11 protein-coding genes are annotated in these 11,728 nt (G+C 64.1%); 2 read left to right on the plus strand and 9 right to left on the minus strand.

Annotated features, from left to right (window positions below):
- Window positions 1-148: 148 nt before the first annotated feature.
- Window positions 149-1,420 (minus strand): RICIN domain-containing protein, encoded by a 1,272-nt coding sequence (locus H582_RS0101650; protein WP_028597101.1) that lies wholly within the window; start codon window positions 1,418-1,420, stop codon window positions 149-151.
- A 218-nt stretch (window positions 1,421-1,638) separates the two neighbouring features.
- Window positions 1,639-2,106: an N-acetyltransferase gene (locus H582_RS0101655; protein ID WP_028597102.1), complete on the minus strand. Its 468-nt coding sequence runs from the start codon at window positions 2,104-2,106 to the stop codon at window positions 1,639-1,641.
- A 126-nt stretch (window positions 2,107-2,232) separates the two neighbouring features.
- Here H582_RS0101655 and H582_RS25510 point away from each other — a divergent pair, with 126 nt between their 5' ends.
- Both H582_RS25510 and H582_RS0101665 read left to right on the plus strand, forming a co-directional pair.
- Window positions 2,233-2,808 carry a DUF1572 family protein gene (locus H582_RS25510; protein ID WP_052332861.1) on the plus strand — a complete coding sequence of 192 codons (576 nt, stop codon included), beginning with the start codon at window positions 2,233-2,235 and terminating at the stop codon, window positions 2,806-2,808.
- Window positions 2,795-3,094: a hypothetical protein gene (locus H582_RS0101665; RefSeq protein WP_127464470.1), complete on the plus strand. Its 300-nt coding sequence runs from the start codon at window positions 2,795-2,797 to the stop codon at window positions 3,092-3,094. Before H582_RS25510 ends, H582_RS0101665 begins: the two co-directional genes overlap by 14 nt.
- Window positions 3,095-3,186: 92 nt before the next feature.
- Here the strand turns inward: H582_RS0101665 and H582_RS0101670 are convergent, their stop codons facing one another.
- The 7 genes from H582_RS0101670 to H582_RS0101700 form a co-directional block, all read right to left on the minus strand.
- A complete protein-coding gene (locus tag H582_RS0101670) occupies window positions 3,187-4,761 on the minus strand; it encodes an alkaline phosphatase (RefSeq protein ID WP_052332897.1) in 1,575 nt (524 codons plus the stop codon).
- 327 nt (window positions 4,762-5,088) lie between these two features.
- Window positions 5,089-5,556 carry a HEAT repeat domain-containing protein gene (locus H582_RS0101675; RefSeq protein ID WP_240478899.1) on the minus strand — a complete coding sequence of 156 codons (468 nt, stop codon included), beginning with the start codon at window positions 5,554-5,556 and terminating at the stop codon, window positions 5,089-5,091.
- 21 nt (window positions 5,557-5,577) lie between these two features.
- On the minus strand, window positions 5,578-6,795 hold the full coding sequence (hemW, locus tag H582_RS0101680; protein WP_028597106.1) for a radical SAM family heme chaperone HemW: 1,218 nt from the start codon (window positions 6,793-6,795) through the stop codon (window positions 5,578-5,580).
- A 153-nt stretch (window positions 6,796-6,948) separates the two neighbouring features.
- Window positions 6,949-8,766, minus strand: coding sequence for a translation elongation factor 4 (gene lepA, locus H582_RS0101685; protein WP_028597107.1), 1,818 nt, complete (start codon window positions 8,764-8,766; stop codon window positions 6,949-6,951).
- A gap of 94 nt (window positions 8,767-8,860) precedes the next feature.
- Window positions 8,861-9,352 carry a hypothetical protein gene (locus tag H582_RS0101690; protein WP_028597108.1) on the minus strand — a complete coding sequence of 164 codons (492 nt, stop codon included), beginning with the start codon at window positions 9,350-9,352 and terminating at the stop codon, window positions 8,861-8,863.
- A gap of 38 nt (window positions 9,353-9,390) precedes the next feature.
- The gene (locus H582_RS0101695) at window positions 9,391-10,590 is read right to left on the minus strand and encodes a stage II sporulation protein P (RefSeq protein ID WP_052332862.1); all 1,200 of its coding nucleotides are present in this window, start codon (window positions 10,588-10,590) and stop codon (window positions 9,391-9,393) included.
- 174 nt (window positions 10,591-10,764) lie between these two features.
- Window positions 10,765-11,529, minus strand: coding sequence for an SDR family NAD(P)-dependent oxidoreductase (locus H582_RS0101700; RefSeq protein ID WP_028597110.1), 765 nt, complete (start codon window positions 11,527-11,529; stop codon window positions 10,765-10,767).
- Window positions 11,530-11,728 lie beyond the last annotated feature (199 nt).

Raw genomic sequence — 11,728 nt, forward strand, 5'->3', positions numbered from 1 at the left:
TTAGCACTCCACTCTATCGAGTGCTAACATTCATAACCAAAATACCAAACCTGGCGGAGCGTTGTCAAGTGAGGCGGAGGCCGAAAAAAAGGGAAAGGCGGCTCTCGGAAGAGCCGCCTTTCCCGGGGCTTTCGCCTCGCAAACCGCCTTAAAGCTTGACCAGCCTCCACTTCTGGGCGCCGGTGCCGTTGTCCGTCCACAGCTGCACGTTCGTGCCGTCGGCGGTGCCCGAGCTGGAGACGTCCAGCGCCTTGCCGCTGTTCACGTTGATCAGCTTGAAGCTGCCGTCCGCATTGGCGGTGATCCGCCATTTCTGGGCAGCCGAGCCGTTCTGGTTCGCGATCTGCACATTCGTCCCGTCCGCCGTGCCCGCTCCCGCCGCGTCCAGCGCCTTGTTGCTCGCGGGATTGATCAGCGTAAAGCTGCCGTCGGCCTGGGCATAAGCCTGCCAGCGCTGGGCGCCGGTGCCGTTGTCCGTGTAGATCTGCACGTTCGCGCCGTCGGCCGTGCTCGCCGCGTAGACGTCGAGCGCTTTGTTGCTGTTCACGTTAATCAGCTTGTAGACGGCGCCGCTTTCGACCGGAGCCGACGGCGACGAGCCCTGCGAGTAGACCCGCACGTAGTCGACCGTCATCGTCTGCGGGAACACGGTCGAGGCGTTCGGATAGCCGGGCCAGTTGCCGCCGACGGCCAAGTTCAGGATCATGAAGAACGAATGGTCGAATACCCACGTCTGTCCCGCCCCGAGCTGGCTTTTATTGAACGTGTGGAACAGGTTGCCGTCGACGTACCAGCGGATCTGGGTCGGCTCCCACTCGACGGAGAAGGTATGGAAGGAATCCGAGAAGCTGCCGCTCGGGAGCGTGTACGACTTGCTGATGCCGCCCGCGCCGGAGTAGCCCGGTCCGTGCACCGTGCCGTATACCGTCCGCGTATCATGGCCGAGGTATTCCATGATGTCCAGCTCGCCGGCGCCGGGCCAGCCCGCCTGATCGAGGTTGCTGCCGAGCATCCAGAACGCCGGCCAGATGCCTTGGCCGTAAGGCAGCTTGATGCGCGCCTCGAACTTGCCGTACGCCTGGTTGAACTTGCCCTTGGTCAGCAGGCGCGCGGACGTATAGGCGCTGCCGTTGTAATTTTCCTTGATCGCCTTGATGACGAGATTGCCGCTGCCGTCCAGATAGGAATTGTCCCTCCGGTTCGTATAGTTCTGCAGCTCGTTGTTGCCCCAGCCGCCTGCGCCGAGGTCATAGCCCCACTTGCCGCCGTCCGGCGCGGAGCCGGAGGCGCCGTTGAACTCATCGCTCCACGTAAGGTTCCACACGGGCGCGGCCTCGGCTTTGGGCATTCCGGCCGGCCGGCCGCCCGCCAGCAGCAGCAGGGCGGCCAGAGAGAATAGGACGAGCGTTCTCCACTTCACGCAATCATTCCTCCTTCGTTTTTAAAGCGCTTCCATAATCATCGAACCGTCGTCTCCAGCTCCTCCTCTCGTCCCGGCATGCTTGGCTGGTGAAGCTCCCTTAGTATGCTCCTGCCCCAATATGAAGTAAATTCCCCTTTTTTTGGGTGTGGTTGCGAAATTTCGGGTCGCAAAAAAAGCCCGTCCTCGATCGGCCGGGCGGGCTCCGTTTCAACGCTTCATATATATCGGATGACCGCGATCTCGTCGCAGGCATGCTGCTTCGGGCAGTTCACGCAGTCCGTCCATACCTTCTCGGGGAAGATCTCCTTGTTCACGACGGAAAATCCGTTGCGCTCGAAGAAGCGGACCTCGTAGGTGAGCGCCATGATTTTGGGAATGCCCTGGGCCTGAGCCTGCTCGATCAGCTTGGCGACCAGCTTGCTGCCGATGCCTGCGCCCTTATGGCCTTCGCTGATGCCGAGCGAGCGGATCTCGACGAGATCCTGGCCGAGCCGGGTCAGCGATCCGCAGCCGACGACCGCGCCGGCGATCTCGGCGATGACGAACGTGCCGATCTGGCGGAGAAGCACGTCCTTGGACCGCGGCAGCATGATCCCCTTTTCCGCATAGCCTTGGATGAGCTCAAAAAGCGTATCGACATCCTCCGGCTTGGCGGCGCGGCATACGGCTTCCTGTACGAGCATCCTCTTCTCCTCCTTTCGTCGTCATCTCCACAATATGAATAAATATACAGCAAAGCGAATGAATGCTCAAGAGAAAAAAACACGCCGCCGTTGTATACTGGAAAAAAAGAGGAGGTGCCTGTTCCCATGACCGAACCGTACGCTGCGGACGCCCGCGAGCTGGGCGCCCGCATGCTTGAAGATGCCCGCAGCGTGTTCCGCAGCCAGAAGAAGCTCGGCGAGCGGGCTCTCGCGCAGGCGGGCGAAGAGGCGTTGTTCGCCGTCCCGGCGCCGGAGTCGAACTCGATCGCCGTCATCGTCCGGCATCTGTCCGGCAATATGAAGTCCCGCTGGACGGACTTCCTCACGACCGACGGCGAAAAGCCGTGGCGCGACCGCGACGGAGAGTTCGAGCTGCCGCCCGAAAAGACCGCCGCCGAGGTGATCCGCTGGTGGGAGGACGGCTGGCGCATCGTATTCGAGACGTTGGACGGGCTGCGGCCGGAGGATCTCCTGCGCACGGTCACGATCCGCAGCGAGCCGCATCTCGTGCTGCAGACGATCCAGCGCCAGCTATCCCATTACGGCTACCATGTCGGGCAGATCGTGCAGCTGGCCAAAGCCTCGCGCGCGGCAAGCTGGCAGTCGCTGAGCATACCGCGAAACGAGTCTCGGGCGTTCAACCAGAGGCTTGGACATGAGGCCGGCGATGCGGAAAAATAAGCGCTTCTGGGCCGCCGCCCTCCTGATCGCCAGCAGCTGTCTGCTGTTTTTCCAACTCCTTGTCTTCATTGACATGTGGATCGACTACAATGTGCCGAAGACCGGCGCGATCGGGAACGGCCCCCCGAAAATGACCGCGATGGATGGGATGCTCCTCGGCACCAGGGCCCTCGTCATCCTCGCAGGCTTCGTCCTTTCGCTGCGCAATTTCACCAAGACGCTTCGCGAAGACTCGGCGGAGCCGAATGCCTCCGACGCCGCGAACGGCGATCGCGGCTCGTCCTAAGCCGCCTTCCCGGAACGCGAAGCGCCCAGTCCTTTGTCGAGACAAAGGGCTGGGCGCTTTCTGGATTCTGGACGATGAAGCGTCGGCGGCCTCTACGAGATCAGGTCCACCGCTTTTTGCGACACGTATACTTTCGAGCCGTTGTACACGACGACGCCGTCAAGCGTGATCTTGCCGCCGTTCAGCAGCGCCTGGTTTTTGTAGAAAGGCAGCTCCAGCTTCTGGCCGTTTTTCGTGACGACGAGGCTCGCAGCCTTGATTTCGGTTTTGGCTCCTTTGGCCGCGAAGGCCGCCTGGGCTTCGACGAACAGCTGCTTCGTCGTCTGGCCGAGGTCAAGGCCGAGCACGCGGGCGATGTACTTGGCGACGTCGGTATTGTCGATGACGCCGCTCGGACGGTCGCCGTTCGGCGCGTAGGCGTACAGCACGACGTCGCCGCCCGTATGGCCGCCCGTCGTCCAGCCGATGCCGGAACGGCTGCTGATGATCGGGCCGACGGCATAGTTCATCGAGCCCGGCTTCGCCTCGCGGATCGACTTCACTTCCTCGCTCGTCAGATCCGTGATGCCGAGGTAAGTCCGTGCTGCCTCCTTGATGTTGGAGCGGGAGGCGTTCAGCTTGGACTCGAACCCTTCGCCGGTCACCTTCGCTTTTTTGAGCGGACCGATGAACGCGGACAGCGGCTCCTCGTCGTACGAGCCGGTCGTCGCCGCGTTGCCGATCGTCAGGCCGCCGTTGCCGTGGTCGGTCACCGCTACGACCGCGGTCTGCCCGTCCCGCTTGGCGAAGTCGAGCGCGGTCTCTACCGCCTTGTCGAAGGCGAGCACGTCGCTGACGACGCCGACCGGATCGTTCGCATGCGCGGCCCAGTCGACCTTGCTGCCCTCGACCATCAGGAAGAAGCCGTCCTTGTCCTTCGACAGCACCTCGATCGCCTTGCTCGTCATCTCGGCGAGGCTCGGCTGCTTGGACGGATCGCGGTCCAGGTCATAATCGAGCGCCTTGCTGCCGAACATGCCCCACAGCTTGTCCGACTTGGACGCCTTCAGCGCGGCCGGGGTCGTCACATAGTCGTAGCCGAGCGCCTTGATCGACGCGAGCAGGTTGTTGCCGTCCTTGCGTCCGGCCGGCGTCAGGAAGCTGCTGCCGCTGCCGAGCACGACGTCGATGCCGTTGTACACCTGCTGCATGCTGAGCGCGTCATAGCTTTTCCGGTCCGGATAGTGCGCGGAAAAATCGGCAGGAGTCGCATGCATGAACTCCGAGGTCGCGATGATGCCGGTCGCTTTGCCGGCCCGCTTGGACGCCTCCAGCACGGATGCGACCGGACGGCGCTCCTCGCCCTTCGCGATCGCAGCCTGTCCCGGCATCGTCGCCTTGTCCGGCAGCACGCCGACGAATCCGGTATGCGATTTGAAGCCGGTCGCAAACGCCGTTCCGGCCGGCGCCGAGTCGGCGATCGGAGCGTCGGCCGAATGCGTCCGCACCATGCCGGTCGCAAGCGCATCCAGCGCCAGCGAGGAGCCCTTGTAGTACCTTGCGAGCGCCGTCGCCTCGTTCGCCATGCCGTCCGGGATAAGCAGGATGACGTTTTTAATGTCCGCCCCCGCCGTTTCCGCCGCCGTTCCTGGCGCGACGGAGGCGCCGTCTGCCGCAAACGCCGCCATGCTGCCCGTGCCGACCAGCGCCGCCGCGACGGCCGTGCCCATCATTCGTTTCGTCCAAAGCCTGCTCGTTTTCAAATCGTTAACCCCTCTCCATCGTTCGTTTCTTTGTCATCCTAAAGGAGAACCGTTAGCGTTTTGTAAACTTCGGCCTCGAATCCGATCAAATGAACTTAAATAAATCGTAAGTAATACTATCTCACTCACGAACCATATACCGCTAAAAGAATGCAAAAGGAGCGCTTCCGCAGCCGATGCTGCCTGAAGCGCTCCTTTTTCGGGACGGACGAGGCACGCCGCCAGAGGACGACGCGACTCTCCTTCGCCCTTTTACTTCCGCTCGAACGAGGCCTTCCATTGCTCCTCGAGCCAGCCGTCGAACTCGGCTCCCTTGTCGCCTTCGAGCACGTCGTACACGTCCAGCCTCATCTTCTTCAGCTTTTCCTTGAAGTCGGCGAAGCTGTGTCCGTCGGTCAGGCTCTTGCGCACGCGCACGACGATCTTGTCCAGTCCCTTGACCGGGACGGAGCCTTTGCGGACCGGCGCCTGCGCCGGCTCGCCGAGCGAGACGAGGCCGCGGTAGGCCGCCTCGCGCACCGGATGCACCGGATCGTCCGCCAGCAGGCGGCGCAGGATGGCGGCGGACTGCGGCGCCTTGAGGGCGGCCAGCTCGGACGCCGCCTGCTGGCGCGCCCTCCAGTCGGAGGTGCGGCTGGCGGCGCGCTTGAGCTCGACGACCGGATCGACGGCTTCCGGCTCTGCCGGATCGGCTTTGATTTGGTTCGGTTTCGTTTTCAAGGAATTCAATCCCCTTCGCTTCTAAGAATGAATCGCATCGTCCAGGACGCCGATGAACGCCCCGAACACTTCGTTGCCGAGCAGCACGCCTTGCGGCGACAGCCGGTAGCCCCGGCCCGGACGCAGCGGCGTGCCTCCCGGCAGGCTGCCGTGCTCTCCGTCCTCCAGACGGAGCAGCAGCCCGCCCTCCACCAGCGGCCGCAGCTGCGCTCCGAACACGCCCTCGATCGTCCGTCCCGGGAACTGCCGCTCGAAGTCGGCTCCGCGCACGCCGTCCAGCAGGCGCAGGCCGACCATCATGAAGTCCTCCATCGCCTCGGCCTCGGACACCGTCTCCCCCGACAGGCGGGGCAGGCGCTCCAGCGCGGCGTCGATGTACGGCTGCACGCCCTTGATGTTGACGTGGCGATGGCGCTCCAGATAACCGTGCGCCCCCGCGCCGAGCCCGTAATAAGGCTCGTTGCGCCAGTAGGTCGAGTTGTGCCGGCTCTCGAAGCCGGGCTTCGCGAAGTTGCTGATCTCGTAATGCTCGTAGCCGGCTCCCTGAAGGCGGCCGATGAGATGCAGGTACATCTCCAGATCCTCGTCCTCGGTCGGCAGCGGCAGCTGGTTTTTCTCGTAGAGATGATGGAACAGCGTGTTCTCCTCGACCTTGAGGCTGTACAGCGAGTAGTGCGGCAGGTCGAGCGCGAGCGCCTTGTCCACGCTGTCGGACAGAAGCTCGACCGTCTGGCCCGGCAGGCCGAACATCAGGTCGATGGAAAGGTTGCCGAAGCCCGCCGCCCGCGCGTTGTCCAGGCTGCGGTACACGTCGTCGACGTCATGGATGCGGCCGATCCGCTGCAGCAGGCCGTTGTCGAACGACTGCACGCCGAAGCTCAGCCGGTTGACGCCGCCGGCGAACATGACCGCCAGCTTGTCGGGATCGGTCGTGCCGGGATTGGCCTCCATCGTGAATTCCGTGCCCTCGTGCAGCGGCCAGAGCCGGCGCACCGAGGCGAGGAAGCGCTCCATCTGGGGCGGCGTCAGCACCGTCGGCGTGCCGCCGCCGACGAATACCGTGTCGATGCGCTCCGCCGGCGTCGCCGACAGCGTCCGCTCCATCTCGCGCTCCAGCGCGGTCAGATAATCGTCGACCGGCTGGCCCTTGAGGATGTAGGAGTTGAAGTCGCAGTAATGGCACTTGTTCGTGCAGAACGGGATATGGATGTAAAGCGCTCTGGGCGCGTGATGCAGCATAGGTGTTCCCTCCTCGGCGGAGCCGCGCGGGCCAGGGCGTGCTTGCAGACATGCCCTAGCCGCGGATGCCCCGTAAAACGGCGCAAGAGGAGAGCGGCCGCTCTCCTCCGTCCGGTTCGGAACCGCGCGGCCGCGAGGGCCGCCGGCTCCGACTCAATCCTCGTCGATCTTGAGCACGGCCATGAACGCCTCTTGCGGAACCTCGACGTTGCCGACCTGCTTCATCCGCTTCTTGCCTTCCTTTTGCTTCTCGAGCAGCTTGCGCTTGCGGCTGATGTCGCCTCCGTAGCACTTGGCGAGGACGTTTTTGCGCATCGCCTTGACCGTCTCGCGGGCGATGACCTTCTGGCCGATCGACGCCTGCACCGGCACCTCGAACATCTGGCGCGGGATGAGCTCCTTGAGCTTCTCGCAGATGATCCGTCCGCGCTGGTAGGCGCGGTCGCGGTGCACGATGACCGACAGCGCGTCGACCGTCTCGCCGTTCAGCATGATGTCCATCTTGACCAGCTTGGACTGGCGGTAGCCGCTCAGCTCGTAGTCGAACGAGGCGTAGCCCTTGGTGCTCGACTTGAGCTGATCGAAGAAGTCGTAGACGATCTCCGACAGCGGGATCTGGTACGTGATCGTGACGCGGTTCGTGTCCAGATACTCCATGTTGACGAACTCGCCGCGCTTGTTCTGGCACAGCTCCATCACCGTGCCGACATAATCGTTGGGCACGATGACGGCCGCCTTGACGTACGGCTCCTCGACATGCTCGATCTTGCCGACCTCCGGGTAGTTGGACGGGTTGTCGATGTGGAGCACCTCGCCGCTCGTCAGAGTCACCGTGTAGATGACGCTCGGAGCGGTCGTGATGAGGTCGATGTTGAACTCGCGCTCGATCCGCTCCTGGATGACGTCCATGTGCAGCAGGCCGAGGAAGCCGCAGCGGAAGCCGAAGCCGAGCGCCGTCGACGACTCCGGCTCGAACGTCAGCGAAGCGTCGTTGAGCTGCAGCTTCTCGAGCGCCTCGCGCAGGTCGTTGTACTCCGTGTTGTCGATCGGGTACAGGCCGCAGTAGACCATCGGGTTGATCTTGCGGTAGCCCGGCAGCGGCTCCGGCGCCTGGCGCTTGGCCTCGGTGACGGTATCGCCGACGCGGGTGTCCTTGACGTTCTTGATGCCCGCGACGACGAAGCCGACGTCGCCGACGGCGAGCTCGTCCACGATCGTCATGCGCGGCTTGAACGCGCCGACCTCGATGACCTCGAACTCGGCGCCCGTCGCCATGAAGCGGATCTTCTTGCCGGCCTTGATGCTGCCGTCGACGACCCGCACGTAGACGATGACGCCCTTGTACGGATCGTAGTGGGAGTCGAAAATGAGCGCCTTGAGCGGCTCGTCCGGATCGCCGGTCGGGGCCGGCACCTTGAGCACGACCTGCTCGAGGATCTCCTTGATGCCGATGCCGGCCTTGGCCGACGCCAGCACGGCGTCGCTCGCGTCGAGGCCGATCACGTCCTCGACCTCCTGCTTGACGCGCTCCGGCTCCGCGCTCGGCAGGTCGATCTTGTTGATGACCGGCAAAATCTCGAGGTTGTTGTCCAGCGCCAGATAGACGTTGGCCAGCGTCTGCGCCTCGATGCCCTGGGCGGCGTCGACGACGAGCAGCGCGCCCTCGCAGGCGGCGAGGCTGCGCGACACCTCGTAGGTGAAGTCGACGTGTCCCGGCGTATCGATCAGGTTGAGGATGTACTCCTCGCCGTCGTCGGCCTTGTAGCTCAGGCGGACTGCCTGCAGCTTGATCGTGATGCCGCGCTCCCGCTCCAGCTCCATCTGATCGAGCACCTGGGACTGCATTTCACGGGAAGTGAGCGCGCCGGTATACTCCAGGATCCGGTCGGCCAGCGTGGACTTTCCGTGGTCGATATGCGCGATAATGGAAAAGTTCCGTATCTTCTTTTGGCGGTCGCGTACGTCTGCCATGCTTTGTGATCCACACCCCTCAATAGGTCTAACCTTTATTATACCTTTTCAGAGAATGGGGGGCAATGAAAACGGCGGGGGCGGCCGCACGCCCCTACTGCGTCATCGAGTCGAACAGCGTCACGAGGAAGCGGATGCCCGAGCTCGACACGCTCTGCAGCACGCCGGCCGTGCCGTCGGCCAGCCGGTTGACGCCTGTCTCGCCCTGCGGATCCGCGATGCCCGGCAGGCGCGAGCCGTCCTCGCTCTGCCGCCGATCCCGCTGCGTCTGCGCCAGCGCCGGCGCGGCCGCCGATTCCTCGTCGCCGAGAAAAGCTCCCGCCTCCGGCACGGCGGCCGCGGCCTCGATGCCGTATTTTTTCTGCAGCCGCTTCAGCTCGGCCTCGTACTCCAGCTGCTTGAGCTTGGCCTGCTGCAGCTCCAGCTCGCGGACCGCCTGCGCGTAGCGCCCGATCTCGGCCGGCTCGCTGCCCTCGACGGGGCCGTAGACGCGGCCGATGCCGGCCGACGTCATCTCCATCCCGAACATCAGCACCGCCGCGAGCGCGGCGCCGACGATCGTCCATTTCAGCGGTCCTTTTTTCATGCCGGACGCCCTCCTTCATCGATTTGCTCTTATTTCGCTCAAGCCTTCTGGTCGTTGAAATACAGGTCGGCGATGACCTCCGCGAGCGCGTCCGCCGTCCGGTAGCATTCCTCCAGCGTATTGTCGACGCCGCCGATCTCGATCAGGATGCTCTGGCCCGACAGCGACTGGTTGTACTCGCCGTTGCCCGATTTGCTCGTCTTGCCGAGGATGCCCCGCGACAGGCCGGGATACTCCTTGTCGAGCCGCTCGTGGATCGACTCGGCGAACGCCATGTTGCGCTCCCAGTCCGGATTGCCTTTGCCGATGACGAAAAACACCTTGGCGTAATCCTGACCGCCGATCGACTTCGTCGTGATCTTGCGCTTCTGCGAGTCGCGATGGATGTCGAAGAACAGCTTCAGCTGCCCGTTCTCGCTCATCGCCTGCTGCACCGTCTTCTTGGAGTACTTGTAGCTCAGCTCCCAGCGGTAGCCGGCGACGGCCGTCGGGTAGTCCGTCGTGTCGTGCAGCGTGCCGATGCCGCGCTTCTCCAGCTGCTCCGCCAGCCGCGAGCCGACCTGGCCGACGTTGATCTTGGCCGACTGCGGGTCGCTCACGCCGCCGCCGAGCTCCGGCGCGTACGATTCGCGGGCATGCGTATGGTAAATGAACACCAGGTTCTTGCTCGACGCCGTCTCGCCGGCGGACGGCTGCTGCTCTCCTCCGCCCTGCGGAGCCGGCTCGACTGCTCCCCCGGGCATCTCCCTGACCGGACCGACGCCCGGCTCGTCCTCTCCGTCCAGCACGCCCGGGTCGTGGGCGTCCATATCGTCGGCCTCTTCGCCGGCCGACCCGTCCGCCGGCGCTCCGCCGTCCGGCGAAGGGACCGGGCTCGCCGGCGGCTCCATGCCCGGCATGCCGGCGGCCAGCAGGCTGCGCGGATCGGCCGGGTTGACCTCCGTCAGCGTCTCGGCCGCCGCTTGCGCCAGCTCGCGGTCGGAGAAGCTGCCCTGCGCCGGACTATGGTAGACGGGAATCTCCATTCCCAGCATGTCCGCAAAAAAGGCGGTTGAAACCGTCGACGCCAGCCCTTGCAGCGAGGCCGCCCCCCGCTGCTCCCGCACCATCGCGAGCGCTCCGATCAGCATGAACGCGACCATCGAGCAAAGGCTGATCGCCACGAACGTCCTCCCTGCGGTGAGCAGCCGCCTCAGCCGCAGGCTTGCGTCTTCCTTGCCTGTTCCCATCCGAATCATGCTTGTCCCCTCCTGATGCCGATATGGCCTTTCCCTCTTGCGCTCCGCCGAATCTAGCAACTGCTATCTACTCTATGAACAGGGGGAGGAAGGTAGAACCGCGGACCGGGATCGGACCCGAAAGCGCAAAAAAGCCCGCCTCTTAAAGAGGCGGGCGAAGGCGGGAACGATGTCTTACTGGGCGACCATGCCGCCGTCGACCGTATAGAGCGAGGCGGTCACGAACGACGCTTCGTCCGACAGCAGGAAGTTCATGACGGCCGCCACTTCCTGCGGCTCGCCGTAACGGCCGAGCGGCGTGAGCGACTCGTTGGCCGTCTTGAACGCGTCCGGCGTCCCGGAGTTGGCTTCGATCTTGCGCATCATGGCCGTGTTGATCGTGCCCGGCAGCACCGCGTTCACGCGGACGCCGCTCGGGGCGGCCTCGTTGGCGGCGACGCGGGTCAGGCCGATGACGGCATGCTTGGACATGATGTAAGGAGACATGCCCGGCGCGCCCATCAGGCCGGCGAGCGAGGAGGTGTTCAGGATCGCTCCGGACTGCTGGCGCTTCATGACCGGAAGCACATGCTGCAGGCCGAGGAAGACGCCGCGCACGTTCACCCGGTAGACCAGGTCGAGCGCGTCGACGCTCTGCTCCTCGATCAGCCCCATCGGGCCCTCTATGCCGGCGTTGTTGGCGAAATAGTCGATCCGTCCGAACTTGTCCAGGGCGGCTTGGACGTAGCCCTTCACCTCGTCCTCGACGGAGACGTCCGCCGCGACGGCAAGCGAGTTCGTCTCGTTCAGGCCGAGCTCCTCGGCGACGGCGAGCACCGCTTCGCGCTTCAGATCGACGAGCACCAGATTCACGCCCCGCTCGGCCATCCGGCGGGCCAGCTCCTTGCCGATGCCTCCGGCTGCTCCGGTAATGATGGCGGTTTTGGCTTCGGTTGTCATTGTCGATGCACTCCTTTATTCTGTATGCTGTCGCTCCCGGACGGCGGCCGCAGCGTTCGGAAGCGCTTCATGATGCTGCTGCCCCTTCAGTGTACGCCCCTCTTCCGAGGGCCGCAATGAGCAGCGGACCGCTCGCTGTCCGGTAGGCGACAGCGGCGGCCGAGCTGTCGGCCGGAGCGGCGAAATTGGACATTCCAGG

This window comes from Paenibacillus pasadenensis DSM 19293 (assembly GCF_000422485.1).
Taxonomy (GTDB): Bacteria; Bacillota; Bacilli; order Paenibacillales; family Paenibacillaceae; genus Paenibacillus_O; species Paenibacillus_O pasadenensis.

What these genes read in the sequence shown, in the direction of transcription:
- H582_RS0101695 (WP_052332862.1), bottom strand. Translation starts at nt 10,590, where the DNA reads ATGATTCGGATGGGAACAGGCAAGGAAGACGCAAGCCTGCGGCTGAGG.
- H582_RS25510 (WP_052332861.1), top strand. Translation starts at nt 2,233, where the DNA reads ATGACCGAACCGTACGCTGCGGACGCCCGCGAGCTGGGCGCCCGCATG.
- H582_RS0101700 (WP_028597110.1), bottom strand. Translation starts at nt 11,529, where the DNA reads ATGACAACCGAAGCCAAAACCGCCATCATTACCGGAGCAGCCGGAGGC.
- H582_RS0101690 (WP_028597108.1), bottom strand. Translation starts at nt 9,352, where the DNA reads ATGAAAAAAGGACCGCTGAAATGGACGATCGTCGGCGCCGCGCTCGCG.
- H582_RS0101665 (WP_127464470.1), top strand. Translation starts at nt 2,795, where the DNA reads ATGCGGAAAAATAAGCGCTTCTGGGCCGCCGCCCTCCTGATCGCCAGC.
- lepA (WP_028597107.1), bottom strand. Translation starts at nt 8,766, where the DNA reads ATGGCAGACGTACGCGACCGCCAAAAGAAGATACGGAACTTTTCCATT.
- H582_RS0101670 (WP_052332897.1), bottom strand. Translation starts at nt 4,761, where the DNA reads ATGGCGGCGTTTGCGGCAGACGGCGCCTCCGTCGCGCCAGGAACGGCG.
- H582_RS0101655 (WP_028597102.1), bottom strand. Translation starts at nt 2,106, where the DNA reads ATGCTCGTACAGGAAGCCGTATGCCGCGCCGCCAAGCCGGAGGATGTC.
- hemW (WP_028597106.1), bottom strand. Translation starts at nt 6,795, where the DNA reads ATGCTGCATCACGCGCCCAGAGCGCTTTACATCCATATCCCGTTCTGC.